This window comes from Coraliomargarita algicola (assembly GCF_033878955.1).
In the GTDB taxonomy this organism is placed as follows: Bacteria; Verrucomicrobiota; Verrucomicrobiia; order Opitutales; family Coraliomargaritaceae; genus Thalassobacterium; species Thalassobacterium algicola.
In genome coordinates, this window is record NZ_CP138858.1 from 515,625 (window position 1) to 541,749 (window position 26,125).

The 26,125-nt window shown below is 52.2% G+C and carries 26 protein-coding genes; 18 read left to right on the forward strand and 8 right to left on the reverse strand.

Going from position 1 to position 26,125, the window contains the following annotated elements; genetic code table 11:
• Positions 1-15 precede the first annotated feature (15 nt).
• From SH580_RS01980 to SH580_RS02005, 6 genes are all read left to right on the forward strand, one after another.
• Complete coding sequence (locus SH580_RS01980) at positions 16-1,125, forward strand: Gfo/Idh/MocA family protein (protein ID WP_319833329.1); 1,110 nt, start codon at positions 16-18, stop codon at positions 1,123-1,125.
• A gap of 184 nt (positions 1,126-1,309) precedes the next feature.
• Positions 1,310-2,272, forward strand: a complete 963-nt coding sequence (locus tag SH580_RS01985; RefSeq protein WP_319833330.1) for an alpha/beta fold hydrolase — start codon at positions 1,310-1,312, stop codon at positions 2,270-2,272.
• Positions 2,273-2,488: 216 nt separating this feature from the next.
• Positions 2,489-2,773, forward strand: a complete 285-nt coding sequence (locus SH580_RS01990) for a YhbY family RNA-binding protein (protein WP_319833331.1) — start codon at positions 2,489-2,491, stop codon at positions 2,771-2,773.
• A 36-nt stretch (positions 2,774-2,809) separates the two neighbouring features.
• A complete protein-coding gene (gene corA, locus SH580_RS01995; protein ID WP_319833332.1) occupies positions 2,810-4,006 on the forward strand; it encodes a magnesium/cobalt transporter CorA in 1,197 nt (398 codons plus the stop codon).
• A gap of 138 nt (positions 4,007-4,144) precedes the next feature.
• Positions 4,145-4,693 carry a signal peptidase II gene (gene lspA, locus SH580_RS02000; protein WP_319833333.1) on the forward strand — a complete coding sequence of 183 codons (549 nt, stop codon included), beginning with the start codon at positions 4,145-4,147 and terminating at the stop codon, positions 4,691-4,693.
• Positions 4,694-4,774: 81 nt separating this feature from the next.
• Positions 4,775-6,790 (forward strand): sialate O-acetylesterase, encoded by a 2,016-nt coding sequence (locus SH580_RS02005; protein ID WP_319833334.1) that lies wholly within the window; start codon positions 4,775-4,777, stop codon positions 6,788-6,790.
• A 46-nt stretch (positions 6,791-6,836) separates the two neighbouring features.
• On the opposite strand, the gene SH580_RS02010 is transcribed toward SH580_RS02005, so the two are convergent.
• Positions 6,837-8,030 (reverse strand): glycosyltransferase, encoded by a 1,194-nt coding sequence (locus tag SH580_RS02010; protein WP_319833335.1) that lies wholly within the window; start codon positions 8,028-8,030, stop codon positions 6,837-6,839.
• Positions 8,031-8,070: 40 nt separating this feature from the next.
• Complete coding sequence (locus SH580_RS02015; protein ID WP_319833336.1) at positions 8,071-9,171, reverse strand: type IV pilus twitching motility protein PilT; 1,101 nt, start codon at positions 9,169-9,171, stop codon at positions 8,071-8,073.
• A gap of 110 nt (positions 9,172-9,281) precedes the next feature.
• On the opposite strand from SH580_RS02015, the gene dapA reads away from it, so the two are divergent.
• From dapA to ruvA, 3 genes are read left to right on the forward strand one after another with little or no spacing between them, the layout of a single operon-like run.
• Positions 9,282-10,172: a 4-hydroxy-tetrahydrodipicolinate synthase gene (gene dapA / locus SH580_RS02020; RefSeq protein ID WP_319833337.1), complete on the forward strand. Its 891-nt coding sequence runs from the start codon at positions 9,282-9,284 to the stop codon at positions 10,170-10,172.
• Positions 10,173-10,191: 19 nt separating this feature from the next.
• The gene (dapB, locus tag SH580_RS02025; RefSeq protein WP_319833338.1) at positions 10,192-10,929 is read left to right on the forward strand and encodes a 4-hydroxy-tetrahydrodipicolinate reductase; all 738 of its coding nucleotides are present in this window, start codon (positions 10,192-10,194) and stop codon (positions 10,927-10,929) included.
• 6 nt (positions 10,930-10,935) lie between these two features.
• Entirely contained in the window at positions 10,936-11,535 is a 600-nt protein-coding gene (gene ruvA, locus SH580_RS02030) for a Holliday junction branch migration protein RuvA (RefSeq protein WP_319833339.1), read from the forward strand.
• A 9-nt stretch (positions 11,536-11,544) separates the two neighbouring features.
• Here the strand turns inward: ruvA and SH580_RS02035 are convergent, their stop codons facing one another.
• Positions 11,545-12,738, reverse strand: coding sequence for a beta-propeller domain-containing protein (locus SH580_RS02035; RefSeq protein ID WP_319833340.1), 1,194 nt, complete (start codon positions 12,736-12,738; stop codon positions 11,545-11,547).
• Between the two features lie 136 nt (positions 12,739-12,874).
• Between SH580_RS02035 and SH580_RS02040 the strand changes: the two genes are divergently transcribed.
• The 6 genes from SH580_RS02040 (at position 12,875) to SH580_RS02065 (ending at position 17,215) form a co-directional block, all read left to right on the forward strand.
• Entirely contained in the window at positions 12,875-13,948 is a 1,074-nt protein-coding gene (locus SH580_RS02040; protein WP_319833341.1) for an Mrp/NBP35 family ATP-binding protein, read from the forward strand.
• Between the two features lie 104 nt (positions 13,949-14,052).
• Positions 14,053-14,274, forward strand: coding sequence for a hypothetical protein (locus SH580_RS02045; RefSeq protein ID WP_319833342.1), 222 nt, complete (start codon positions 14,053-14,055; stop codon positions 14,272-14,274).
• 197 nt (positions 14,275-14,471) lie between these two features.
• The gene (locus tag SH580_RS02050) at positions 14,472-15,458 is read left to right on the forward strand and encodes an alpha/beta fold hydrolase (protein WP_319833343.1); all 987 of its coding nucleotides are present in this window, start codon (positions 14,472-14,474) and stop codon (positions 15,456-15,458) included.
• A 69-nt stretch (positions 15,459-15,527) separates the two neighbouring features.
• A complete protein-coding gene (gene deoC / locus SH580_RS02055) occupies positions 15,528-16,211 on the forward strand; it encodes a deoxyribose-phosphate aldolase (protein WP_319833344.1) in 684 nt (227 codons plus the stop codon).
• Positions 16,212-16,220: 9 nt separating this feature from the next.
• A complete protein-coding gene (locus tag SH580_RS02060) occupies positions 16,221-16,505 on the forward strand; it encodes a helix-hairpin-helix domain-containing protein (RefSeq protein ID WP_319833345.1) in 285 nt (94 codons plus the stop codon).
• Between the two features lie 26 nt (positions 16,506-16,531).
• Positions 16,532-17,215 (forward strand): LON peptidase substrate-binding domain-containing protein, encoded by a 684-nt coding sequence (locus SH580_RS02065; protein WP_319833346.1) that lies wholly within the window; start codon positions 16,532-16,534, stop codon positions 17,213-17,215.
• Here the strand turns inward: SH580_RS02065 and SH580_RS02070 are convergent.
• The gene (locus SH580_RS02070; RefSeq protein WP_319833347.1) at positions 17,212-17,946 is read right to left on the reverse strand and encodes a LolA-like protein; all 735 of its coding nucleotides are present in this window, start codon (positions 17,944-17,946) and stop codon (positions 17,212-17,214) included. The genes SH580_RS02065 and SH580_RS02070 overlap by 4 nt on opposite strands.
• 97 nt (positions 17,947-18,043) lie before the next feature.
• Between SH580_RS02070 and SH580_RS02075 the strand changes: the two genes are divergently transcribed.
• Positions 18,044-19,309, forward strand: coding sequence for a mechanosensitive ion channel family protein (locus SH580_RS02075; protein ID WP_319833348.1), 1,266 nt, complete (start codon positions 18,044-18,046; stop codon positions 19,307-19,309).
• A 74-nt stretch (positions 19,310-19,383) separates the two neighbouring features.
• On the opposite strand, the gene SH580_RS02080 is transcribed toward SH580_RS02075, so the two are convergent.
• Both SH580_RS02080 and SH580_RS02085 read right to left on the reverse strand, forming a co-directional pair.
• Complete coding sequence (locus tag SH580_RS02080; RefSeq protein ID WP_319833349.1) at positions 19,384-20,358, reverse strand: ParB/RepB/Spo0J family partition protein; 975 nt, start codon at positions 20,356-20,358, stop codon at positions 19,384-19,386.
• 2 nt (positions 20,359-20,360) lie between these two features.
• On the reverse strand, positions 20,361-20,966 hold the full coding sequence (locus SH580_RS02085) for a LysM peptidoglycan-binding domain-containing protein (RefSeq protein ID WP_319833350.1): 606 nt from the start codon (positions 20,964-20,966) through the stop codon (positions 20,361-20,363).
• Between the two features lie 82 nt (positions 20,967-21,048).
• Here SH580_RS02085 and lgt point away from each other — a divergent pair, with 82 nt between their 5' ends.
• A complete protein-coding gene (gene lgt / locus SH580_RS02090) occupies positions 21,049-21,894 on the forward strand; it encodes a prolipoprotein diacylglyceryl transferase (RefSeq protein ID WP_319833351.1) in 846 nt (281 codons plus the stop codon).
• 22 nt (positions 21,895-21,916) lie between these two features.
• Here the strand turns inward: lgt and SH580_RS02095 are convergent, their stop codons facing one another.
• Both SH580_RS02095 and SH580_RS02100 read right to left on the reverse strand, forming a co-directional pair.
• Complete coding sequence (locus SH580_RS02095; RefSeq protein ID WP_319833352.1) at positions 21,917-22,765, reverse strand: universal stress protein; 849 nt, start codon at positions 22,763-22,765, stop codon at positions 21,917-21,919.
• 140 nt (positions 22,766-22,905) lie between these two features.
• Positions 22,906-24,201, reverse strand: a complete 1,296-nt coding sequence (locus tag SH580_RS02100) for a glucose-1-phosphate adenylyltransferase (protein ID WP_319833353.1) — start codon at positions 24,199-24,201, stop codon at positions 22,906-22,908.
• Positions 24,202-24,270: 69 nt separating this feature from the next.
• Between SH580_RS02100 and glmS the strand changes: the two genes are divergently transcribed.
• Positions 24,271-26,121 carry a glutamine--fructose-6-phosphate transaminase (isomerizing) gene (gene glmS, locus SH580_RS02105; protein ID WP_319833354.1) on the forward strand — a complete coding sequence of 617 codons (1,851 nt, stop codon included), beginning with the start codon at positions 24,271-24,273 and terminating at the stop codon, positions 26,119-26,121.
• The last annotated feature ends 4 nt before the right edge of the window (positions 26,122-26,125 follow it).

Sequence of the window (26,125 nt, forward strand, 5' to 3'; positions counted from 1 at the left end):
CAATCTATTACCCAAATGACAAACAAAGAAACAATCGGCATTGGCATCATTGGATGTGGCAACATCTCAAACGCATACTTCAAAGGCGCGAGCATTTTTGAAGTACTCGAAGTCGCAGCCTGTGCGGACATCAATATGGATGCCGCAATCGCCAAGGCCGAAGAGCACGACTGCCAAGCTCAAACAGTGGATGAACTACTCGCCAATCCGGCAGTTCAATTAGTCATCAATCTCACCATCCCTGCGGTGCATGCCGAAGTCAGCCTCAAAGCCCTCAATGCCGGCAAACACGTCTACAGCGAGAAACCGCTGGCCGTAAAGCTGGAAGATGCCGAACAAATCCTCAAGACCGCTGAAGATAAAGGTCTGCTCGTAGGTTGTGCGCCCGACACCTTCATGGGCGGCGGCTACCAGACTTGCCGTAAGCTCGTCGATGATGGCTGGTTGGGCAAAATCGTCGGCGGCACCGCATTCATGATGGCGCGCGGCCCCGAAAGCTGGCACCCGAACCCCGCCTTCTTTTATGAAATCGGCGCAGGCCCCATGTTTGATATGGGCCCCTATTATATTACCGCACTGGTGCACCTGCTCGGCCCAGTCAAGCGTGTCAGTGCCATCACATCACGCGCATTTGAAGAGCGCACTGCTACCTGCAAAGAGCAGTTTGGTAAAATCTTGCCAGTTTCCGTGCCCACCAACTACTCGGGCGTGCTCGAGTTTCACTCCGGCGCAGTGATCAACATGACCATCTCGTTCGACGTGCATAAGCACACTCACAGCCCGATCGAACTCTACGGCACCGAAGGCTCACTCAAAGCGCCAGATCCCAACACTTTCGGAGGACCGGTTGAACTTTGGACGCCCAGCACTAAGGAATGGAAAGAGCAAAGCTTCAGCCACCCTTACCTCTCCAATTCCCGCAGCATCGGTGCCGCAGACATGGCCTATGCCATCTTGAGCGGCAATCAACGCGCCCACCGCGCCAGCGGCGCTCTGGCCTACCATGCGCTTGAAGTCATGCACTCCTTTGAGAAATCCTCGCTCAGCGGAACGAGCACCGAGATCCTGTCGTGTCCCGCACAGCCGGAAGCCTTACCAATCCACCTAATCGAAGGCCGTTTGTAAGCAGCAAGCGACTCAGCTCAGTGAGTCAAGACATTCGATCTTTTGATAGGCTGCATCACGCCGTTCACTAAAAGATCTCCAGCAGAGGCATCCAGTTAAGTGAATCCACTTAGCTGGATGCTTTTTTTGTTATAGATCCATAAGATCTTGAAATTTCGAAAACTCGGACCAAAGATTTCCAACTATGCCAGCATTAGACAAGCCCCTCGAGCAACTCGTAAAATACACTACGTCGACGCCCAGACCTAAAGATTTCGACACCTTCTGGCAACAGGGCTTACAAGAGCTAGATGCCTTAGATGCGAATGTCAGCTTTAGCCAGGCCGACTTTCAGGTGCCTTACGCCAACTGTCGCTCCATGCATTTCACCGGCACCGGCGGCGCACGCGTGCATGCACGTATCGCCACGCCATCAACGCTCTCAGGTCCAGCAGGCCCAGCACTCTTATTCTTTCACGGTTATTCCGGGGCGGCTCCGAGCTGGGTAGAAATGCTCCCTTACGTGGCCGCAGGCTTCACCGTGGCCGGTCTCGATTGTCGCGGCCAAGGCGGCCTGTCCGAGGATGCCATTTCGACCAAAGGCAACACCCTCCATGGCCATATAATCAAGGGGCTCGATGACGCACCGGAAAAGCTCTACTACCGTAATGTCTTTCTGGATACGGCACTACTGGCCCGGATTATCATGGCAATGGATCATGTGGACGCCGACCGTGTCGGCGCATATGGCGGAAGCCAAGGCGGTGCCTTGGCGCTCGCTTGCGGCGCACTAGAGACCCGCGTGAAACGTGTTTACTCCCAATATCCATTTCTCAGCGACTACAAGCGCGTCTGGGACATGGATCTCGACAAAGATGCCTACGCAGGCCTCCGTGACTACTTCCGCCGCTTCGACCCGCTTCACAAGCGAGAGGACGCTATTTTTGAAAAATTGGGCTACATCGACGTCAGCCACTTGTCCACCATGATTCAAGGTGAAGTGCTGATGGCCATCACACTGATGGACAACATCTGCCCTCCGTCCACTCAGTTTGCGGCTTACAACGCAATCAGCACTCCAAAGTCACACCTAATCTACCCGGACTTTGGGCATGAAAATCTGCCAGGAGCCAACGAAGAGGCCTTTCAATTTATGCTAGGGCTCTAGGCGCACACGTTATCTCCAAAAGGCTCAGCCACCATCGAAGCGAGCGCGGACGACACATTTGCCACCCCCACACTGCATTCTGGCGAAAAATGTATCATGGTCTGCACCATCGGCCAGCGAGAGCTCTAAGCTCTACTTCGAAGTCTCGCCCGATCGCCACAAACAGCATCCTTTTGTGCTCGTCGACGTCACTCCACAGCCTTAATACAAACCGCTATGAATAATGAACCACTCACTAGCGCAGAGAAAAAAGAGCTTCGCGGCATCGGCCAACGACTCAAACCACACGTTCACATCGGCAAACAAGGCCTCAGTGAAAGCGTGCTAGCCGAGCTCGACACAGCTCTGATCAAAAATGGATTAATCAAGATCCGCTTCGAAGCCGAACGCGAAGCCATCAAGAATTATTGTAGCGAAATTTCTAGTAAACTTGAATGCGAATATGTCGGCGGAGTCGGTAAGGTTGGCATTTTTTTCCGTGATATGCCGGAAAAAGCTTAGCTTGTAATTCATGCGTAATTGGCGAAAATGCGACGTGTGAAGCAACCTATCGAATCTGCCAAAGATGTCGCACATGCCACCAGCGGTGCGATCGCCAAGACCGCGAGTTTCATCACCTCCAGTATTTTGGATCTAGGCAAAGGCGTCTTTGCCCCGATCGGGCACCACCACAGCACGGCCCCACGCGCAGAACCAGGCACTCCCCCAGGCATTGAGCAGTATATCCACCAGGAAGATACCTCACTCAAAGTCGGGATCACAGTAATCGATTATGGCCCCGACGGCCATAACACCACGACTTTTGACGACATCCACGAAGCGCTGGCCTTACCAGAACAAGCGAATCCGCACGTGCGCTGGATCAACATAGACGGTCTGCGTCCCAGCGTCGTCAACGCCGTCTGTCAGCACTACGAGGTACACACCCTCTCAGCCGAAGACGTCATTCACACCTACCAGCGTTCCAAGATGGAGGTATTTGATGACCACATGATCATCATTGCGCGCCAATTACAACTCGCCAACGACAAGCTGAAGAACGAGCAAATCAGCTTTTTTCTCTTCCAGAAAACCCTCATCACCTTTCAAGAAGTGCCTGGCGACGTATTCGAACCCGTTCGTAAACGCTTGGAAAAAAGCACTGGTCGCTTTCGCACCTATCAGGCCGACTATCTCTTCTACGCCCTACTCGATTCTATCGTCGACCACCTCTTCCCCATCCTAGAGGCCTATGGCAACGCCATGGAAGAGATGGAGATCGAGATCCTCGAAGACCCGAACGCCCTCAGCCAACAAAAGCTCTTCTCGATGAAGCGCGACCTCTCCCTACAGCGCCGCGTGCTGTGGCCGATTCGCGAGCTAGTGGACAGCCTCTACCGCGACGAATCCGAACTGATCCACCCCGAGCTGAAAACTTACTACCGCGACGTGCAGGACCACACCATGCAAGTCATCGACCTACTGGAAACCTACCGTGAGACCGCCTCAGGTCTCACCGATCTGTATCAAACCTCAGTCGGCAACAAGATGAACGAGATCATGAAAGTGCTCACGATCATGGCTAGTTTTTTCATTCCGATCACTTTCTTTGCCGGCGTCTATGGGATGAATTTCGAATACATCCCTGAACTCGGCTGGAAATACGCCTACCCCGTCTTCTGGGGCGGTTGCCTATCGATGACTCTGGGCCTTGCCATCTTCTTTTGGCGCAAGGGCTGGATTGGCCCCAAATAAGCGAGCGGCCTAGTGCATCTCAGTGCGTTTAAATGCACATTACCAGCGACAGCCACCATAGGTACTCCGCTGTAAGATTTTAAATAACTGCGGGGTTGCACCCATGATAAAGAATGGCAGCGTAGGCCGTTCTAGCCAATGCCGAAACATCCACTCAGTAAACTCAATCGCTACCGATTACTCTACGTATCAGCCATTGTCGTCTTTGTTCTCGATCAGCTCACCAAAGCCTGGATCTTTAACAATCTAGCGTTGGATAGCTACTATCCGCCCGAAGCGATTACCGTCATCGATGGCTTCTTCTACATTGTGCACATTGGCAACGAAGGGGCCGCTTGGGGCATGCTCTCGGGCTACGGAGGACTCTTGGCTCTGTTTGCCCTCATCACCCTCTTTGCGATCTACAAACTACGCCACAGTCTAGAGCTCTACCGCAAACCCATGCAATGGGCCTTCGGTCTACTCATCGGCGGCATTTTGGGCAATATGATCGATCGACTGATTCACGGCCACGTCATCGACTTCCTCGACTTTCATTTCCCAGTTAACATCCCGTGGATTATGCCGACCGGACGCTACCCCTCCTTCAATATCGCGGACTGCGGCATCGTGATCGGCACCCTCATTTACCTAATCTTAAGCTTCCGCTCGGAAAGCGCACAAAAAGCCGCACGGAAAAATATATAATCTAGCCCGCAACCACCAGCGGAGAAGAAACTCACAGCAAGACTTGACCCAGCTGCAACAATTGATCTACATCAATTGCAAATGAACACAAAGTCAACCCCACCCCGTCTCCTACAAGTTTCCTTCGCCGCCTCATTGCTCCTCTGGAGCAGTCAAACTGCACTGGCAGAGCTCAAGCTGCCTGCCATCTTCGGCTCCCATATGGTCCTGCAGCAGGAAGGAAAAATCCCTGTGTGGGGCTGGGAAGATCCAGGCGAAACAATTACCGTATCGTTTGCTGGAGAGTCCGTCGAAACCACAGCAGACGAGTCTGGTCAATGGAAACTCGCCCTGCCTCAAATGGCAACCAGCCATCAAGGGCAAAGCATGACGATCCACAGCAGTTCAGGCGATCGCATTACATATGAGGACGTATTAGTCGGCGAAGTTTGGATCTGTTCAGGTCAATCCAATATGGAGTGGTCGGTCGCTAACTCAAATAATTCAGCAGCAGAAGCTGCAAGCGCACACTATCCGGAAATCCGCTACTTTGACGTCAAAAACGAGCTCGCCTATGAACCGCAAGAAGATTTGACAGGGCACTGGGTGGTCTGCTCTCCCGACACGGTAAAACGCTTTTCAGCTGTCGGCTATTATTTCGGTCGTCATCTACACTCCGAGCTCGATCGTCCCGTCGGTTTGATCAGCACCAATTGGGGTGGCACCATCGCGGAAGCATGGACTAGCAAAGAAGCCTTAATAGAAAACCTCCCCGAATTCACATCAGCAATAGACGCCCTGTCAGAATTGAAGCTCCGTGAGAAACCATTGGAAGCGAAATTTCAACAAGCATGGGATACCTATAAGAAAAGCTTCCCTGAAATGTATGCCCTGGAAGCCGACCTCGCAGCAGCGAAATCGTGGACAACTCCCGAACTGGACGACAGCCAATGGGCCACCCTAAATGTTCCGCAAAACTGGGAACAGGCAGGGCACAAAGATTTGGACGGCATCGTTTGGCTACGTAAGACCATCGAGTTACCCGCGAGCTGGGCAGGCCGCGATTTAGCACTGCATACTGGCCCCATCGATGAAGTCGATGTCACTTGGTTCAACAGCGAAGTGGTAGGGCAAACCGGGAACTTAAAGAAAAACATTGTCGAATACTGGAATCAGCCTCGCAGCTACCAAGTGCCCGGCAAACTCGTCAAAGCAGGCAAAAACGTAATCGCCATTCGCGTAATGGATGCTCAAGGCCAAGGCGGTCTCTGGGGTGGAGAGCCAGAAAGCATGTACATCGCCCCAGTGGATGCAGCCGCAGGCGAACAGATCACTCTCGCCAGCGAATGGAAGCTGAAGCCGCAATACGTATTGCCCAAGAAACCGCGCAACCCACTGTCTCCCAACAAACCTACCGTGCTCTACAACCAAATGATCCAACCGCTCATCCCCTTTGGCATACGCGGCGCGATTTGGTATCAAGGTGAGTCTAACTCCGGACGCCCGGAACAATATCGCACACTCTTGCCCACCATGATCGCCGACTGGCGTCAGCGCTGGGGCCGAGGAGACTTCCCCTTCCTAGTGGTGCAGCTTGCCAACTATCGGGCACGCGATGCGCAGCCAGTCGAAAGCAAATGGGCCGAATTACGCGAAGCTCAAGCCATCACTGCCGCTCAGGACCCCAACACCGGCTTAGCTGTCACAATCGATATCGGTGAGGCTAACGACATCCATCCTCGCAATAAGCAAGACGTCGGGCACCGCCTCGGACTCGTCGCTGAGCGCATCGCTTATCAACGTAATGTCATTGCCAATGGACCGACTTTTCAGCAAATGAAAGTCGAAGACGACACCGCGATCCTCAGTTTCGACCACGCCACTGGCGGACTCGTCAGCAAGAACTCCAAGATCGGTGGATTCGCCCTGAAGGCAGACGACGGTGACTTTGTGTGGGCTCAAGCAGAGATCCATGGCTCTCATATTCACCTCCGGGCCCCAGGCGTCAACAAGCCCGTCGCGGCACGCTACGCTTGGGCCAACAACCCCGAAGCTCCGCTCTACAACCAAGCGGGTCTACCAATGGTTCCCTTTCGCACAGACGCGCCCGAAGATTAGCACCGCGAACAAAAGTTTCAAAGAACCCAGCCTAAGCGCTAGAAATTCACGCGTTTTTCGCCTCAATCCAGCGACTCATAAACTCCGTGCTGCGGTGCTGGTGATGATGGAGCATTTGACCGATAAAATTCTGCTGCCGTCGACGATCCCGCTCGTCGATGGCGGTGCGAATCGATTGCATCAATTGTGGCTGCCAATGCGCCGCACTAAAGCGTGCCTCACAAAGCGCGCGTTCCCGAGCCTGCCGAAGTTGCCAGGCTGCAAGGTTCTCATAGAGCTCAACGGCATCGGCGACCAAGGCGTCCACCTCGGAATGCACCCACTCTTCCTGCGAACAGATACCTTCGGCGGCGATAGGAGTCATCACCGTAGGCGTGCCCGTCAAAAAGCCGTCAAAGACCTTTCCTTTGAGTCCGGCTCCATAACGCAACGGCGCTAGATTAATCCGATACTTCGCCATTGTCTCCAAGGCATCTTCGGCTCGCCCTTTGTAGTGAAAACCCTCTTTCGGTGCATGTAATTCACCTGCATAGCGCTCCCCATAGGAGCCGAAGCAATGCAACTCAGCATTCGGCAAGACCGCACGAATTTTGGGCCAGAGACTCTGTCGACACCAACGCGCGGCATCCAGATTGGGTGGATGCAAAAAACTACCGATCAAAATAAAATGCTCCCGAGCCTCAAAGCATGCACTGGACTCCGGAAGTGTCACCGCAAACGGCCAATACGAGAGTAGTTCCTCCTCGATTGAGAATTCACGCCGCAAAAGCTCCATCTCGTACTCCGAAATCATCAAAGTCAAATCGGAGCGGTAAATGGAAGCAATTTCACGCAGCGCAGTTTCGTTCCTCAAATTCAAGGCTGCCCCACTTTTAAGCGCCTGCTGCCTTGCCATGCGTAGACAATGAAGATCACTGGTATCAAGCACTCGTAGAGCATCCGGGCAGTGCTGAGCCACCCGCCAACCAAATTGCTCTTCGGTCATAAAGCGGTCAAAAACTACGAGCTCGGGTGCGAGTGAGGCAATCCAATGATCAAAAGCGGAATCATTGACCGCGATATTGTGCGTTTCGACATTGAGCGCATCCAAATCGAGCGCATACATACCGCGCTGGGCTGCCGAAGCAAAATGCACCTGCCAGCCCCCCAACTGTAGGGCTGTAATTAAATCATGTGTACGCCGCCCCGCAGCCGTCGAGCTCGGCTCTGGCCACACTTTACCAATAATGAGGCAATCCACAGCGAAAATGATCGAAAATGAGCTAGACCGATACGAGGACCTAACGAACGATACCGCCGCTACTAAGGAAGATGCCCTTAAGGTTCATCTCCAACTGGCTCGGATTCGGGGAGTGACTCATGGCATGATCTTTCGTCACCTTTCCGGCCTTGACCAGACGGTACAGATCCTGATTGAAAGTTTTCGAACCATTATCTTCGCTGGCTTCGATCACCGCTTCAATTTTTGTAAATTCACCTTCCATGATGACTTTACGAGCAAGCGTATCCAGAACAAAGGCCTCCGAAACCGGATAACGCCCGCCCCCTTCCAATGCGGGTAGAAGCTTTTGGGTGATAGTAGCCAAAAGTGAGGCTGCGATCTGGCGCTGCAGCGCGACCTTACGCTCTTCCGGGAAAAATTCAAACAGTCGCTGAATAGCTTGCTGCGCACTCGAAGCGTGCAAAGTGCCAAAGACCAAGTGCCCCGTCTCCGCGGCTTGTAGCGCGGTCTCAAAGGTAGACTTATCACGCATTTCACCCACTAGAATCACGTCAGGATCTTGACGCAGCACCGCACGCATACCGTCAGCGAAACTGGGGCAATCGATGCCGACTTCGCGTTGATTGATGATCGATTTGATATCGGTATAGGTGTATTCGATCGGATCTTCGAGTGTCACAATGTGCTTATCGAAGTTCATATTGATATAATTCACCATCGCGGCGAGGGTCGAACTCTTACCCGAGCCTGTTGCCCCACAGAGAATCACAATACCGTTCTTTTCCTTACAGAGCTTGGACAAGATACCACCGTCAATATTCAGTTCATCAAATGTCGGTGGATGATCACTCACATGGCGCATGACGATACTCGGTAGGCCTCGCTGCAAAAAGCCATTCACCCGAAAACGGCCAATATTCTCCACACGATAGGAGTAATCCACCTGACGATCATTCGTCCACTTTCCAAAAAATTGCTCCGGCACACTTTGCTCGATAAACTCACGAATGTCCTCCGGTGGCACGGGGTCCATTTCAACCGATTCCAAGCGTCCACTTAAACGTAGAAAAGCAGGTTTATTGGATTTAATATGGATATCGCTGGCACCATTTTCGACAGCGAGATTGAGAAGACCGTGGATTGTTTCGAGAACTGCCATTTATTTTATCTGGTAGGGAATAATTTTTCTGTTGAATATACAGAACCTTATGCACGTGCTAGTGCGAATCAGCCGCGTGCTGCCGATTTACAATATTTTTTGAAGCCTCTATGAAGACAAATCAATTCTCAGGTGTTTTTACCGCCCTTGCCACTCCGATGCAGGCAGGCGAAGTTGCGTATGCTGACTTGGAAAAACTCATCGCCCACCAACTTGCAGGTGGCATCGACGGCCTCGTCTCTGTCGGCACCACTGGTGAATCCCCCACTCTCGACCATGCGGAGCATATCGAAGTGATTCGCGCCTCAGTCAAAGCAGCCGCGGGCAAAGTGCCGGTCTACGCAGGCACAGGCTCCAACTCGACGACTGAAGCAGTCATGCTCACACAGAATGCCGATAAGGCCGGAGCCGATGGTTTTCTGGTGGTCGCCCCCTACTACAACAAGCCCAGTCAGGAAGGTTTATTCCAACACTTCAGCAAAGTTGCGGAGTGCACAGAGAAGCCCATCATCCTTTACTCGATTCCTTCTCGTTGTGGCATCGAAATCTCGGTAGATGTCACGGCACGCCTCTACGATAAGTATCCGCATGTCTGCTGCATGAAGGCTGCCGAAGGCTCCTGCGATAAGGTCACGGAATATGTGCGTGCCCTCGGCCCCGATTATGCGGTGATGAGCGGCGACGATGGACTCACGCTGCCCTTTATGTCCGCAGGTGCCACGGGGGTCATCAGTGTCGCCTCCAATCTTGTGGTCGCCCCATTGGTAGAAATGGTGCGCGCCGCAAATGACAACGACTATGCCCGCGCTCGCGAGACCTTCCTTAAGTTTTATCCGTTTTTCAAAGCCATTTTCACCGAGCCGAATCCAGTGCCGATCAAGTATGCACTCAAGCAGGCGGGCATTATCAGTTCCGATGAGGTGCGCCTCCCTCTAAGTTCGATCACCGCCGAAACCTGCGCAATATTGGATCCAATGCTCGCCGAACTCGGCCTCGTTTAATCTCGTATCTCTAGTAATCATGTCACTCAAACTACTTCTTAACGGCTCACGCGGACGCATGGGCATCGCGATTTCCGCAATCGCCCAAGACAACAACGCCGAAATCGTCTCTGCATGTGATGCGGGCGACGACCCACGCGCCAATATCGACGCCTGCGAAGCCATTATCGACTTCAGCTTTCACGAAGTGACTGCCAGCATCGCGGCACTCGCCGTCGAAAAGAACTTACCACTCGTGATCGGCACCACCGGACACACCGCCGAAGAGAAAGCACAAATCCTCAGCACAGTGGACGGCAAAATCCCCGTAGTCTGGGCGGGCAACTACTCTGTGGGTGTCAACACGCTGAACTATTTAACACGTAAAGCAGCGACAATTCTGGGGGAACAATACGAGCCCGAAGTGCTGGAGATGCACCACCATCACAAAAAGGACGCTCCCAGCGGCACCGCTGAGCGTCTGATTGAAATCCTAAAGGACAGCTATCAACTGGCCGACGAGCAAGTTGTACATGGACGCGAAGGTCTAGTCGGCGCACGCCCTCGCAAAGAAATCGGCGTGCATGCCATCCGCGGGGGTGACATCGTCGGTGAACACACCGTTTATTTCTGTGGTGATGGCGAACGCATCGAACTCACTCACCGCGCGACGGATCGTAAGATCTTCGCCCAAGGTGCGGTTCGCGCCGCACAATGGGCAGTCGGCAAAACACCCGGAGTATACAACATGGAAGACGTGCTCGGCCTGGTAGATTAAACTATCATGATTGCACGACTCAAAGGAACCGTTCTCGAATCCACACCGCTGTTAGTCGTCCTGGAAGCGGGTGGCGTGGGCTACGAAGTCCACATCCCCGTGACGACTGCAGAGAAAGTGCCAGCCATTGGCAAAGAGTGCAGTCTTTTTATCCATAGCGTCTACCGCGAAGACAGCGCGACGCTCTACGGTTTTGCCACGCGCGATGACCGCGATTTTTATCGCTTACTCATCGAAAAAGTATCCGGCATCGGCCCCAAAATTGGTATCAGCATGCTCAGCCGCATGTCCACCGATTTGCTGCGCAGCGCGATTGCCAGCTCAGATGTAGCACTCCTGTCTAAATGCCCCGGCATTGGCAAGAAAACCGCCGAGCGGCTAGTCATTGAGTTAAAAGACAAAGTCGGCTTGGTGGCCACTGGCCAAACACCCACCGCAGGCGATCTTCACATGCCTACCGAACCGAGTGCGTTTCAAGATGCCGTCGCCAGCTTAATGACACTCGGCTACAAGCCTGCCGACGCCGATAAACTCGTGCGTAAAGCCGTTGCCAAACTCGATAGCAACGCCAGCACAGAAGCGCTGCTCAAAGAAGCGCTGCGCTAGACGCTCCTATTAATAAACATAGCTAGCCGACGAAGCGTCGCCGAAGGCGGGCTTATGTAGCGCACTGACTTTTTGAGTCAAAGTATCCAACAACATTAAACGAGTGCTACCGCCATTGCGTTGGGTGAATACCAGATGGCGTCCATCACGGAGCCATGCTGGTTCCAAAGAGGAGGCCCCCTGAGTCAGCCACTTGCTGGTGCGCGATTGGGCGTCGTAAAGTGCGATCTGAAAGCCTCCGCTGACAGCCGCCGTAAACGCGATCAAATTATCATTCACGGGGTTCCATGCAGGCTCCGAGCAGTAACTGCTGATATTAGTCGGAAGACGTCGCGCCGGCCCTCCAGTGCTGGAGATCTCATACAATTGAGGCTTACCAGGCGCATCCGAAGTGTAGACTAAACGGCGTCCATCAGGTGACCAACTCGGACTGGCTTCCAGGCTCTTATTAGTGGTCAAGCGCCGGGCATTCTTACCGCGGCTATCGGTAACATGAATCTCGGAGTTCCCCGTACCAGAAAGTGACATCGCAATTTGTCGCCCATCCGGACTAAAGGCCCCACCGGTATTCAGCCCCTTAAAAGTCGCGATCGGCGTTTTACGGCCACTGTTTACATCCAACAGAAAGATATCGGGAAAACCGCTCTTAAAGTAAGTCGTGTAGAGCAAATGACGCCCATCAGGCGCCCACTTTGGCCCCGTAACCAGAGAACGGTCACGCGTTAAAGGCCGCACACGGCTAAAGAGTAAATCACTGGTATAAATTTCGGAGATCCCACGTTGCTTGCCGACGAATGCGAGGCGTCCGGCAAAGAAGCCCTTAGTCTGCAAAGTGGCTTCAACCACCAGATCACAGGCGCGCAGCACAGCATTTTGCAAATCACTGCCGGAGACGGTGCGTCGCAATTGCTCCGTGTAAGGTTGGCCCGAGCCCACAGTCAACAGCACCGCTGAAGCGCCGGCAGGCTCGATTTTAATTTGAAAGGCCGCATTGCTCCCGTTTGTCACGACATAGGCACCATGTAGGTTAAATGCCCGGCGAGCCATATTACTCACAGTCGCATCACTACTATCAATCGCGACCGCGAGCTGCCCTTCTCCATCCCGCACCAGGTCCTGAAGCTGGATAGTTTCAGAGAATACCGCACGGGGAGCGAGCGAAACACAGAAGATCGAGAGTAATAAAAGGGCTGTTAAACGCATAGTCACGAAATAGTCCGAAGCGCAGGAAAATCGCAAATGAAAATCAACTTTGTGAATAGATTTCTACAAAAGACAAAAATTCTAGCGTTTCGTGTTGAACTGCTGCGTCAGTGTTCCAATTTGCTACGACATAGCTATGGCAGACAAAGAACAAATCCAAACAGCCCTCAAAAGCGTCAAATTCCCCGGTTTCAGTCGCGACATCGTTTCCTTCGGCCTCGTTCGCGAGGTGGAACAAAACGACAATGAAGTCTTGATCGGCATCGAAATCACCACCGCCGACACAACGATTCCAGAGCGAATCGCGGCCGACATTAAAAGCGCAGTCGGCGCCCTGGAAGGCATCGACGAAGTCAAAGTGCGGATGGAGATCTCTCAGCCCAAGCAACAACCCTCGCCCGCCGGAGCTGCGGGGAGCAAGCCCAATACCAGCCAGGCCATGCAACAGGTCAAATACGCAATCGCGGTTGCCAGTGGCAAGGGCGGCGTAGGCAAATCGACGGTCACAGTGAATATCGCCTGCGCCCTGCAACGTCTCCTGGAAGCCGAAGGCAAATCAGGAGTCGGCATCATGGACTGCGACATTTACGGCCCCTCGATTCCACTCATGCTGGGTGCCGCCGGACGGCCTGAAATTGAAAACGATTTGATTGTCCCCATCGAGAATTTCGGTGTGCGCACGATGTCGATGGGCTTCCTGGTCGACGAAGACACCCCAGTCGTCTGGCGTGGCCCGATGATTATGAAGACAATTCAACAGTTTGCACAAAACGTGAATTGGGGAGAATTGGAAATTTTAGTCGTGGACCTGCCACCCGGCACTGGCGACGCGCAGCTCTCTCTCGTGCAAACCATCCCACTCGAAGGCGCGGTTATCGTCACTACGCCACAGCCCGCGGCCTCCAATGTTGCTCGCCGTGGAGCGCGCATGTTTGACAAGGTCAGTGTGCCGCTCCTGGGAGTGGTGGAGAATATGAGCTACTTGGAAGCAGCGGACGGCTCACGCCAGAATCTATTCGGCGAAGGGGGCGGCAGTGAAACTGCAAAAAGCCTCGGAACTGAGCTGTTGGGGCAACTTCCAATTGACCCCAACATTCGCATCGGATGCGACAAGGGCATTCCCATCGTCATCAGCGATCCCGACTCCAAGGCCTCCCAAGTATTTATGGAAATTGCGCGACAGATCTTAAACAGTCTTGTTAAAAAATAATTTCGCTCGCGTTTTAAGCTAGCCAGAGGCGCCATTCCATGTAGTTTTCTGAGCTTTGTGTTACGAGATATGCTATCAGTCGTATGAGCGAGGAGAATAAAGATATGTCCAATTCAGCTTCCGATACCTGTTCCAATCATGGATTCGCGCAGCGTTCCACACTCTACCAAGAGTTTCTGGCGGAGCGCGAAGAAATCCTCAGGCACAAGTGGATCGAATCCGAAAAACAAGGAAAAGACATCGGCTTTGAACGCGCCTTACTCGACTGGATTCGCAAACATCGCCAAAATTGGCGTGGCGCTCGCAACATCAAGCTAGGGAAATAATTCAAGGCAACTTGGCTGGCCGACGAGGCAGGCAAATCGCCGTGAGCTGACTGCGAAGCTGGAAGCGGCGACCTCCAATGACATCCGAGACAGCGGCATGCCCTCATCGTAGCGAGCAGCTGACTCTCTCCAAAAATCATTCAGATTTTTGGCGGAGTTCGTTTGATCTACACCGAAAAGTAGATAGCCATTGCTGCATGATACGATTGATCACCAAGTTACTACCGCTATGGATACTCAGCTTTGCCGTGGCGCAAGCCGGGATACGACTGGAAAACTATACCTACCCTTTTCCGGTCTCAAATTTCTCCTTTGAGAGCCAAGAGCAAACATTGGAGATGAGCTATATGGACGTTTCGCCTACCACGGATGTCCTTGGCACAGTCTTGCTCTTGCATGGCAAAAACTTCTCCGGCGCTTATTTTGAAGAAACCGCGAACGCCCTACTGGAAACCGGCTACCGCGTGATCATGCCAGACCAAATCGGCTTCGGCAAATCCACCAAACCAAGCCATTACCAATACAGTTTTCATCAGCTGGCACAAAACACTTATGATCTCTTGAAATCATTAAAAGTGGAGCAAGTCCAGGTGCTCGGACACTCAATGGGCGGTATGCTTGCGACACGCTTCGCGCTCATGTATCCGGACATGGCGACTAGCCTGACACTACTCAATCCCATTGGACTCGAAGATTGGAAGGCAAAAGGAGTGCCCTACCAGTCAATAGACGAATGGTATCAGGGCGAACTCAAAAAGACTCCCGAAAAGATCCGCGCCTACCAACTGGACTCCTACTACGATGGCAAATGGAAGAGCGCATACGACTCTGGCGTCGAGATGCTGACTCGCTTTATCCAAAGCAAAGAATACCCTGTAATGGCTTGGAACCAAGCACTCACCTACGACATGATTTACAACCAACCGGTCGTATACGAATTCAAACAACTCTCACAACCCACCCTCCTGATTATTGGGCAGCGCGACACCACCGCACTAGGCAAAAATAAAGTCAGCGCAGAAGTGAAGGCCACATTAGGCAACTATCCTGAGCTCGGACGCGCAGCTTTGAAAGCCATCCCCAATGCCACCCTTGTTGAGCTTGAGGGTTTAGGGCACCTCCCACAGATCGAAGACTTTGGACGTTTCTTCGGCCCCTACATCGAGTTTTTAAATGCCAACTAATTAGGCGGATTGACTCCACCGACGGATCACGTGAGTCTGGTCTCGAACCACCTTCAAACCAATTGCAATATGACAGAGATTAGCCGTTACCTAGATGCCGCAATACTGAAAGCCGAGTTTACTGAAACAGACGTTCTGGAAGCACTCCAAGCCTGCATTGAGCTAAACACATACAGCGTATGCGTACGCCCCTGCGATATCGAACTGGCGCAGCAACATTGTAAAGGCACCGACACCGCGGTCTGCGTGGTATTGGGATTCCCGCATGGGGTGCAATTACCCGCATCAAAGGCCGACGAAGCGAAACGCTACATCGAACTCGGCGTCGATGAAATCGATATGGTCGCCAACTACGGCTGGATCAAATCAGGCAAATGGGCCGAAGTTGAAGCAGATGTGGCAGGCGTGGCCGCACAAACGCGGGCCGCACAGGTCCCGCTAAAAGTCATTTTCGAAACCGCCCATCTAAATACTCAAGAAATTCAGCAAATGGTGGAAGTCTGCATTCGTGCAGGTGCCGACTTCGTCAAAACATCTACTGGCTTCAATGGCGAAGGTGCCAAACTGGAAGATGTGCAGACCATGCTCGACACAGCCGCAGGGCGCATCCAGGTCAAGCCATCCGGAGGCATCCGCGACCGCGCGGATGCGCAACGCTTCGTCGATCTGGGCGCACATCGTCTTGGTGTCGGTTGGACCTCTTGCCGTGCGATCTGTGAAGATACTGCAGCGCAATCCGACAGTGGTTACTAAATGGACACCATGTTTCCACAGAAAAAGAAAAAAAAGGTCGACTACGAAGCTCTGAATTCGGCCCTGATGCGCATCCCGCGGATGGACGTAGTGGTCGCACGCAGCTTGATCGACATGGGCATTCGCGAAATCTACGATCTGCAGGGGCGAGCACCTGAAATCCTATTTGAAGAAGCACGCAAGAAGAACCAAGCGCTGGTTGACACTCATATCCGTTTTTTCCGGATGGCAGTATACTATGCTGAATGCGAATCACCGGAGCAGTCCAAATTGCACCCCGACGAATGGAACTAGCGGGGCCCCTAGGCGACTAAGCTTATATGAGCTCCCAAGAAATTGAAATTCCGCGTGAAGTGCCCGTAATGACTTTAAGTCAATGTGGACGATTCCCGCAGGCGATGATGCCGCTCTACATCTTCGAGCCACGCTATCGCGAAATGCTGCAGCGCGTATTGGCAGAAGACCGCATCTTCGCAGTCGCCGCACTCGATGAGCGGGAAAAAGACGCCGAAATACTGGAGACCCCCTACTCCATTGCCAGTGTCGGAGTGGTTCGCGCCTGCAAGCAAAACCCGGACGGCACCTCTAATTTGATTTTACAAGGTTTAGCCCGCGTGCAACTAGAGAGCTTTGTGACTGAAGAGCCCTACCGGCGCGCGCGCATTCATCAAATTCTAAGTGAATCCGACGGCAGCGAACAAACCATGGGAGCCATTCAGCCGACTCTACTTGCGCTCATGCAAACCCAAATGCGCTTGGGGGCCGACATCCCGCAAGAGGTCATACAATTTTTATCAAATATTAAAGAGCCGGAAAACGTGCTCGACCTCGCGATTTTCACACTCTGCCCCTCCGGACGCTTCAAGCAGGAGCTACTGGAGACCCGGGGCATACTCGCTCGCTTTGAGAAATTTGAACGGGCGCTGCGTTCACAAATCGAACGCCTCAAATTAGACCACAAATTGAAAGGTGGTCTGGATGAGGACAGTATTGGCAACAATTAGCGCCGCGGCTGCTCGAAATAAAAGCTCAACAAGCCAGGATTCACGACGATCTCGTTGACCTTAGCCAATGAAAGTGTCTGCCCATCCAGGCGCGTTTCAACCTCATGCGCAAAGGGATAACCATCGACCTCTTTGTAATCGCGGTACAATGTTTGTAACTGGACTTCGCCATTGGCATCCAATTGATCCACCCGGACGACATAGGCCGTAAAGACATCGATATAATAATGACTGAGGCCGCGACCACTTTCATCCACTGACAGCACATAGACGCTACGCTCATCAAGCGTAGCTCTCTCTAAAAGCGTAATTTCATTTTCACTCTTCTCCATCGCGCGAAATAGCGGACTGTCAAATCGAGCCTGCGCACGTAAAGCACGCGTGCCTTTCGCGTCCAAAGTCTGGATCGAAACTTCACCATTTGTTTCAGTGCGCATCCAAGCAACATCGCCGTTGTAACCACTAATTACATTACACAACTCGTTAGAGAGGCGATAGCGCATGGAGTAGGGGCGTTTCTTACGCATAAGAAAATCAAAGCTCTGCCCATTCTGCTCGATGATGCCTTCGACACTGATAGACGACAACGAATCCGCATCACGAAAACCACCATAAGCCTCGGTATAGCGTTGAAGAATACGTTGCAGCGCATAGCTATCGCTCTGTGCCCCCGCCAAGAGAGGAAATAAGCTAATACAAGCAATAAGGAATAAGGGTCGGAACGGCATCATAACATTTCATGTACGCAGGCATACGAATGGCAAGCAATTCGTAACATGCATGAAGAAACATTGTCACACGGCAAAAGTCTTGCCACATACCTAATCCATGACTCCTGAAATCATTAGCCAATGGCTCCTAAAGTTTAAAATCAATGTAGGCATGGCCGAGCTTCTCAGCCTGCTGGGCGCAGGGCTTTACCTATTTATCTTAGCTCTGTTGGCCAACTTTGTCGCGAAACGTTTCATCAAATATATCATCCATCCACTCATTCGTAAGACTTCGATGCAATGGGATGACTTACTGATCGATCATAATGTCATCGTACGCTTTTCACATATAGGACCTGCGGCGATCATTCATTTTTTCGCGCCGGCTCTGTTCGACAACTTCCCCTCGATCGCGGGTTTCTTTCAACTGATCGTAAACACTTACCTAATCGTCATCATATTGTTCGTCATCGATGGCGTATTAAATTTTACGCGATCGCTCTGGGAGCGCAGCTCGATGGGCAAGCGCTATCCTGCCAAGAGCTTTATTCAAGCAGCCAAATTGGTAATCAATCTGATTGGCTTCATCTTCATTCTATCGGCCTTGCTGGAAAAGTCACCGCTGGTTTTGTTTTCCGGTCTGGGCGCGGTCACCGCCATTCTACTCTTAATTTTTAAGGACGCGATTCTCGGATTGGTCGCGGGCTTTCAACTCTCCATCAATAATATGGTCATGGTCGGTGATTGGATCGAGATGCCCGCCCGCGGTGCCGATGGTGATGTCATCGACGTCTCACTCACCACCGTAAAAGTGCAAAATTGGGATAAAACGATCACGACCATCCCGACCTATGCACTCATCACCGATTCTTTCAAAAACTGGCGTGGCATGAGCGAATCCGGCGGTCGCCGAATTAAACGCCCACTCTACATCGACATGCGCACGATTCAGTTTGCCGATGAAGATTTGCTAGCACGCTTTAAGCGTATCCGCCTGCTACGCCCCTACCTAGAGTCCAAATTGGAGGAAATCCAGAAATACAACGATCATGTAGGCGAAGAACTCTCAGAGTTAATCAACGGTCGCCGCCTCACGAATGTGGGCACCTTTCGCGCCTATTGCGTCGCCTATTTGCGCAATCACCCCAAGGTGCATCAGGACATGACCTTGCTAGTGCGTCAGCTGCCACCCAGTTCCCAAGGCCTACCGTTAGAGATCTATGTATTTACCAACGACATCGCTTGGGCCCGATACGAAGATATTCAGGGCGATATCTTTGACCACTTCCTCTCCGTGCTGCCCGAATTCGGGCTTAGCGCGTATCAAGCCCCCAGCGGCGCGGACTTGGAAAAAGCAGGCTTCGCCCTCAAGCAAGAAGGCTAGCGAGTCCTTCCCTGCGCAGAATGCAATCGGCCGACCAACAGCCCCAGGCGGGTGAAAAGGTCGGCTAGCTTCGATTACTGTAGCCCGAGCTTATCCAGGATACGGTCAAGGTCGTCATTTCCAAAATACTCGATGGTGATACGCCCCTTCTTGGGGGTGTGCTTAAGTGCGACGCGAGTGTTGAAATGCTCCCCCATGCGCCTTTCCAGATCACGGATCGCGGTTTGTTCGGCCTCTGGAGCATTTTGCCCGTTCCCCTTCTTGGCAGTCGCACCATTGCTGTCTTTAAGCCGGCGTACCTGCGCTTCGGCTTCGCGTACGCTCATGCCCGTTTCAATGATACGACGTGCCAACAACCTGCGATGTTCTTCACTCTCTAGACCGAGCAAGACCTTGGCGTGCCCCGTCGAAATGAGACGACGGCTCAGAAAGCCCTGAATTTCAGAACCTAGCGTGAGTAAGCGCAACGCGTTGGCGACAGTCGCGCGGCCTTTGCCCACGCGTTCGGCGGCCGCTTCTTGAGTCAGATCGAAATCTCGCACCAGACTCGCGTAGCCGAGGGCTTCGTCGATCGGGTTCAGGTTTTCACGTTGCAAATTCTCAATCAAAGCCAGCGTCGCCGACGAGGCATCACTGGCCTCAATGATACGTGCCGGTATTGTCTTTAATTTCAAATACTGATAGGCACGCAAGCGACGTTCGCCGGCGATCAGCTCAAACTTATTATCTTTAGCGCGAACGACGATGGGCTGCAAAAGACCTTCGGACTGGATGCTCTTGGCCAATTCTTCGACATACTCCTCACGGATCTCACGGCGCGGCTGATAGGGGTTGGCGACAATTTCCCCCACTCCGATCTCACGATAACCGGGTGCGTTGGGCGCAACTGTCGCCACAGGTTTAGGCTTGGTGGCTACCACAGGCTTTTTTACGACCGCTTTCTTTACGGGCGTATTGGAGCTGTCGGACGCGGGCTGAGATTTGGAACTACCAGTTCCTGTAATGAGGCCACCGAGTCCGCGACCGAGTCTAGTTTTAGGATTTGACATGTTTACTGGGCAATCGGGATGAAAATAGTTTCGCCGACTTTAAGGTCGCGCGATGGATTGACGATCTTATTGGCATTTTGAATATTCTTAATTGTAGAGCCGTGATCGCGGGCGATTTTACTGAGCGTATCACCAGAGCGCACGACATAAGGTTTACCAGTCTTGGGAAAATCATCCGAGAAATGAACTGGAGTTGCGATCTGAGGCTGGTTTTCTACCGCATTGGCGATCGAGTTAATGGCAGCTTGAGTTTCTTTGGCCAGTGCACTGACTTGACGATTTACTTCAGTTAAAATCTGTTGCTTCTGAGATTCATCGGCTGAGCGATACTCACGACGCAAGGTTTCGATGGCAGAAGCCAGATTAGTGATTTGCGCTTCCGTATCACGATTGGAGCTAGCAGCCGCCACTTGTGCGCGCAGGCGCGCGTTTTCCCGATGCAGTTCTTCGATCTCCAGGCGCAGGGTTTTCAGGCTCTGGCTTAATAGACTCACGTCTTGGTTTAGATTGGCGACGGTCACGCGTAGGTTGTCCTGTGCCGCCGACTGAGTGACGAAGGTGCAGAGAGTACAAAGGCATAAAAGCGCCGTAATGAGAGACTTGATCATAAAAAAGACGATTTCGGCACAACTAGAAATGTCAAAGAAAAGAGTTGGTGATTGAGCGTATTCAGTGCGAGAATTAGTCACCATGATCGAACAAAGCCAATACTGGGTGCATGATTTAAGCCCCTTCCTGATCCGTTTTCCAGAGAACCCGATAGGGCTGGATGGTATACGCTACTATGGACTCGCTTATTTACTGGGCTTCCTGGGGGCTTGGCTTCTGCTCAAACTCTATGACCTGAAGGGAAAATTCGCCATCGATGCGGACGCACGTGCGACGCTAATGACGGCGATCATTGTAGGCGTGTTGGCCGGTGGACGCCTGGGCTACATGCTCCTCTATGATCTCGAAGCGTTCTTAGCCAACCCACTACTGATCCTGCGAGTGGATCAAGGCGGTATGGCAAGTCATGGCGGTTTCGTAGGTGTGATGTTGGCGCTCGTTTGGTTTGCACGGAAGCATAAGTGCGGCGTACTCCCACTGGGAGATGTTGTTGTCACACTGGCACCGCTGGGCTTAATGTTCGGGCGTATTGCCAACTTTATAAATGGCGAACTGTGGGGGCGCGTCACGACTGTCAGCTGGGCTGTGATTTTCCCTGACAGCCCTAAAAACTACAATGCAATCCTACAAAGCTATGGCCCGGAGCCGCGCCATCCTTCGCAGCTGTACGAGGCCGCGCTGGAAGGCGGCCTCATGCTCGCCTATGTACAGTGGCGTTTTTGGCGCACTCGCCCTCCCGCCGGACAGTTAGGAGGCGAATTTCTAATCGGCTACGGAATCGTGCGCATTTTGGGTGAGTTTTTCCGCGAGCCAGATGCCGCCCTACTGCTCGGCTTGAGCCGCGGACAGTTTTACTCCGTCTTTATGATTCTAGCAGGCATCCTGACCATCTGGATCGCGCGCAGACGAGCCAAGCTTCACGGCTAGCATTGATAGTTGGCAACAAATACTAGCGGAAGCAGAGAACTGGTACCCGACAGCGGCGCAACAACTCTGTAGTGGTGCTACCGATCAATAGCTCACGAATACGACTGTGCCCATACGCTCCGAGTAACAACAGATCTATTTTTGTTTGCTCAACATAGTTAGCGATGGCGGTTTCCACTTCTCCGTTTAGAATTTGGCATTGAGGAAACAAACCGGCCGCTTGCAATTTGGATTCTGCATCTTGCAGGCGCTGTGTCGCTTCTTCTTCCTTATGCCCCTCAACGCAAACAATCAGGTGCAGATCCATTGAACGAAAAGGTTCATTGGCAGCGATATAATCGAGTGCTTTCTGGCAACTGGTGCCACCGTCGTATGCAATCGCGACTTCAGAGATGGGTTTAAATTGTCGATTCGTCACCAGGCAAGGTTGCTCTACAGAACGTAACACCCGTTCGAGCATAGAGCCAAGGTGCTCGGTCGCGAAATTGACGTTCTCACCACGCTTACCCAGCAAGACCAAATCTGCGACGTCGGCATAGTCCGACATCACTTCCACCAGTAGACCGGTCTCATGGTGGAAAGTAATTTGACTCTCGTCGACGCCTGCATCTTTAAGCGTCTTCAGTGCGTGCTCCTGCACGAAGTCCGCCTTGATCTCTTCAACCTCATGCATCTGAGAAATCATGCCCTCGAAGGGTTGAATGCCCAAACTGCCACTAAAATCTGCCACAGCAGGAATTTCAAATTGGCGAAGATCGGTGACATAAAGCACACTGATCGCAGCTTGGGTTTGTTGACTGAGCCATGCGCCATAGAGGCATGCTTCGTGAGAATAACTAGAACCGTCGGTGCAGATAAGAATATTTTTCATCGCGATGTGGGGTTAATTTTTGTCATGAAATGACCTTTGCTTATTCTGCACTCAATTGTGTTCCGCATTCGGCATAGAGCAATAGAAAACCGCGCCTCGAATGAAGCGCGGTTTGCATAAAAACAGACTCGATCGAAAACCTAAGCTTTCAGCACAAAACCGTCTGGAACGATCGTATCCTTACACACGACCAAAACTCCATCGCGAATCGCGATATCGAGTTCGGGGCCAAATTTATCGGGCAGGCCCGTTGGATCGAGCACCACATTATTTCCGATACGCACACTCTTATCCAAAATAGCGTTTTTAACGATGCAGTTTTTCCCGACCCCCAGATCCGGACGGCCCAGAACTTTATTCTCTTCAAGATCCTCGACCGTTTCGAAGCTATCCGCCCCCATCATCACTACATTCTCAAAAAGAGTCTTATCGCGCACGACTGAACGCACCCCAAGCGTCGAATGCTTGATGGTTGCATCCGTAACGATACAACCATCTGCTAGAATCGCACGATCGACCACGCAAGAATTAATCTTAGAGGCTGGCAGAAAACGTGCATGAGTAAAGATACGTGCTTCTTCATCAAAGAAGTTAAACGGCGGCACAGGATCTGTCAGGCGAATGTTGGCATCGAAAAAGGCCTTCACGGTGCCAATGTCTTCCCAATAGTCGTCGAAAACATAGCTGCACATCTTAGACTGCCCCAGTAGGCCAGGGATAATTTCCTTACCAAAGTCAGTGGTATCCGTCTTCAACGCTTCAATCAATGTATTGGCGTTAAAGACATAAATACCCATCGAGGCGAGGCAGTAGTCTCGATCACCAGGATTCTTCATTTTCTGGCGCACCCCATCTCCCACCGCGAGACCTTTGATCAGTTCGGGATCGGTCGGCTTTTCAACAAACTCAGTGATCTCCAAATCATCATTGATACGCATGAGGCCCAAGCCTTCCGCCTCGTCGAGGCCCAGTGGCTTCGCGGTAATGGTCACTTCAGCTCCGGAAGCATCGTGTTCACGTACAACATCTGCCAGGTCCATGCGATAAAGCTGGTCACCGGATAGAATCACATACAGGTCGCCCTCACTGTGCCCCTGAAAGTGATGCATATTTTGGCGAACCGCATCCGCAGTCCCCTGATACCAAGACTCGCCCTGGTTCGTTTGTTCCGCTGAAAGAATATCGACAAAACCGCCCGCGTAGGGGTCAAATTTGTAAGATTCTTGAATGTGCCGGTGCAGTGAAGCGGTATTAAATTGTGACAGAACGTAAATCTGGTTATAACCGGAGTTCAGGCAATTACTAATCGGAATATCAACGAGACGATACTTACCAGCGAGCGGAACCGCTGGCTTACAACGATCTCGTGTCAAAGGGCTAAGACGTGAGCCGCGACCGCCGCCCATAATTATGCAGATGATTTTTCGTTTTTTCATATGTTTGAGGTATCCGAGTGGTCAATAAGCTTGAAAAGCTAAACGCACTCTGAGCTTATTTGAAGCTTTATGTGTGGAATTGTTGGATATATCGGCCGCGATCGAGCGGGAAGTATAATGCTAGATGGATTGAAGCGCTTGGAATACCGAGGCTACGACTCATCAGGAATGGTTGTCGCCGCAGGACAAGGCTTCGAGCAAATTAAGCGCACGGGACGTGTCGTCAACCTGGAGAACGCTCTTGAAGAGCGCCAACTTGGCGGCAATCTAGGCATCAGCCATACCCGCTGGGCGACGCACGGCGACGTGACTGAAGCAAATGCGCACCCGCATACCAGTAGCGATGGTAAGATTTCGCTCGTGCACAATGGTGTCATCGAAAACTACACAGGAATGAAAGAGTTCTTGATCGAGAAGGGCTACACTTTCCAGTCAGAGACCGACTCCGAGGCACTTTGTAACCTCATCGCTTACCACTACGAGAAAGAGCCGAAAGACGGCCCCAAAAATCCATTCCTGGAAGCTGTTCGTAAGAGCCTGCGCCACGTAGAAGGCACTTATGGCATCGCGGTCATTTGCCCTGATTTCCCCGATGAATTAATCGGTGCTCGCAAGGGTTCCCCTCTCATTATCGGCATCGGTAAAGGTGAAAACCTGCTAGCTTCGGACGTCAACGCGATTACCCACTGCACGCAGAATGTCGTCTACCTCAATGACAACGAAGTCGTGCACTTACAAAACAACGACTTCTCGATCACAACCGTTTCTAGTAAAAATGTGGAAGCGGTCATTCATAAGGTCGACTGGGACACTTCAGAGGCTGAACTGGGCGACTACGACCACTTCATGCAGAAGGAAATCTTCGAGCAACCCACTTCTTTGAAGAATGGTATGCGCGGACGCTTTTCTGACGATGCCAGCACCGCAGTCTTTGGCGGACTGAATCTGAGCCCGCAGGAGCTGCGCCAAGTGGACCGTATACTCTTTTTAGCCTGCGGCACCGCGTGGCACTCCTGCCTGGTGGCCGAATATTTAATCGAACGCTTCGCTCGCATCCCGGTCGAAGTAGAATACGCCTCAGAATTCCGCTATCGCAACTCACCACTGGACAAGAATACCCTGGTGATCGCCATCAGCCAATCCGGCGAAACGATCGATACACTGGGTGCGCTCCGCGAAGCGAAGCGTAAGGGCTACCGCACACTGGCGATTAATAATAGTGTGGGCTCAACTATTGCCCGCGAAAGCGATGGCGGCATCTACCAGCACGCAGGTCCCGAAATTGGGGTCGCGTCGACCAAGGCCTTTACCTCACAAATCATGATTTGTGCCATGCTGGCGCTCTACTTAGGTCGCTTGCGCGATTTGAGCTATGGTGACGGCATTGAAATCGTTAAAGCACTACAAAAAGTGCCGGAGCAAGTCGAAGAGATTCTCAAGCAGGACGCTAAGATCGCCGAGATCGCCAAGAAATATGCAAAGTATGAAGACTGCCTGTTTTTGGGGCGTCAACTCATGTTTCCCATCGCACTCGAAGGCGCGCTAAAACTAAAAGAGATTTCCTACATCCATGCTGAAGGCTACCCCGCAGCGGAAATGAAGCACGGCCCCATCGCTCTGATTTGCGAAGAGTGCCCGAGTGTCTTTTTGGCGGCGAGTGGCGAAATATTCCAGAAAAGCTTGGCCAACGTGCAAGAAGTCAAGGCGCGTAAAGGGAAGGTGATTTTCGTTGCCTCAGAAGAATGCGACATTCCTGAAGGTTTAGCCGACGACACCATCATCGTGCCCGAGTGCCATGAGATCGTTCAGCCGATCTTGATGTGCATTCCGATCCAGCTGTTCAGCTATTACGTGGCACTCGAGCGTGGATGCGATGTAGATAAGCCACGTAATCTAGCCAAATCGGTGACTGTAGAATAAGCGC

What these genes read in the sequence shown, in the direction of transcription:
- SH580_RS01980 (WP_319833329.1), top strand. Translation starts at nt 16, where the DNA reads ATGACAAACAAAGAAACAATCGGCATTGGCATCATTGGATGTGGCAAC.
- dapA (WP_319833337.1), top strand. Translation starts at nt 9,282, where the DNA reads ATGAAGACAAATCAATTCTCAGGTGTTTTTACCGCCCTTGCCACTCCG.
- SH580_RS01990 (WP_319833331.1), top strand. Translation starts at nt 2,489, where the DNA reads ATGAATAATGAACCACTCACTAGCGCAGAGAAAAAAGAGCTTCGCGGC.
- dapB (WP_319833338.1), top strand. Translation starts at nt 10,192, where the DNA reads ATGTCACTCAAACTACTTCTTAACGGCTCACGCGGACGCATGGGCATC.
- SH580_RS01985 (WP_319833330.1), top strand. Translation starts at nt 1,310, where the DNA reads ATGCCAGCATTAGACAAGCCCCTCGAGCAACTCGTAAAATACACTACG.
- SH580_RS02045 (WP_319833342.1), top strand. Translation starts at nt 14,053, where the DNA reads ATGTCCAATTCAGCTTCCGATACCTGTTCCAATCATGGATTCGCGCAG.
- SH580_RS02095 (WP_319833352.1), bottom strand. Translation starts at nt 22,765, where the DNA reads ATGAAAAATATTCTTATCTGCACCGACGGTTCTAGTTATTCTCACGAA.
- SH580_RS02015 (WP_319833336.1), bottom strand. Translation starts at nt 9,171, where the DNA reads ATGGCAGTTCTCGAAACAATCCACGGTCTTCTCAATCTCGCTGTCGAA.
- SH580_RS02040 (WP_319833341.1), top strand. Translation starts at nt 12,875, where the DNA reads ATGGCAGACAAAGAACAAATCCAAACAGCCCTCAAAAGCGTCAAATTC.
- SH580_RS02075 (WP_319833348.1), top strand. Translation starts at nt 18,044, where the DNA reads ATGACTCCTGAAATCATTAGCCAATGGCTCCTAAAGTTTAAAATCAAT.
- SH580_RS02070 (WP_319833347.1), bottom strand. Translation starts at nt 17,946, where the DNA reads ATGATGCCGTTCCGACCCTTATTCCTTATTGCTTGTATTAGCTTATTT.
- SH580_RS02100 (WP_319833353.1), bottom strand. Translation starts at nt 24,201, where the DNA reads ATGAAAAAACGAAAAATCATCTGCATAATTATGGGCGGCGGTCGCGGC.
- SH580_RS02085 (WP_319833350.1), bottom strand. Translation starts at nt 20,966, where the DNA reads ATGATCAAGTCTCTCATTACGGCGCTTTTATGCCTTTGTACTCTCTGC.
- lspA (WP_319833333.1), top strand. Translation starts at nt 4,145, where the DNA reads ATGCCGAAACATCCACTCAGTAAACTCAATCGCTACCGATTACTCTAC.
- lgt (WP_319833351.1), top strand. Translation starts at nt 21,049, where the DNA reads ATGATCGAACAAAGCCAATACTGGGTGCATGATTTAAGCCCCTTCCTG.
- glmS (WP_319833354.1), top strand. Translation starts at nt 24,271, where the DNA reads ATGTGTGGAATTGTTGGATATATCGGCCGCGATCGAGCGGGAAGTATA.
- deoC (WP_319833344.1), top strand. Translation starts at nt 15,528, where the DNA reads ATGACAGAGATTAGCCGTTACCTAGATGCCGCAATACTGAAAGCCGAG.
- ruvA (WP_319833339.1), top strand. Translation starts at nt 10,936, where the DNA reads ATGATTGCACGACTCAAAGGAACCGTTCTCGAATCCACACCGCTGTTA.
- SH580_RS02065 (WP_319833346.1), top strand. Translation starts at nt 16,532, where the DNA reads ATGAGCTCCCAAGAAATTGAAATTCCGCGTGAAGTGCCCGTAATGACT.
- SH580_RS02005 (WP_319833334.1), top strand. Translation starts at nt 4,775, where the DNA reads ATGAACACAAAGTCAACCCCACCCCGTCTCCTACAAGTTTCCTTCGCC.
- SH580_RS02035 (WP_319833340.1), bottom strand. Translation starts at nt 12,738, where the DNA reads ATGCGTTTAACAGCCCTTTTATTACTCTCGATCTTCTGTGTTTCGCTC.
- SH580_RS02060 (WP_319833345.1), top strand. Translation starts at nt 16,221, where the DNA reads ATGTTTCCACAGAAAAAGAAAAAAAAGGTCGACTACGAAGCTCTGAAT.
- SH580_RS02080 (WP_319833349.1), bottom strand. Translation starts at nt 20,358, where the DNA reads ATGTCAAATCCTAAAACTAGACTCGGTCGCGGACTCGGTGGCCTCATT.
- SH580_RS02050 (WP_319833343.1), top strand. Translation starts at nt 14,472, where the DNA reads ATGATACGATTGATCACCAAGTTACTACCGCTATGGATACTCAGCTTT.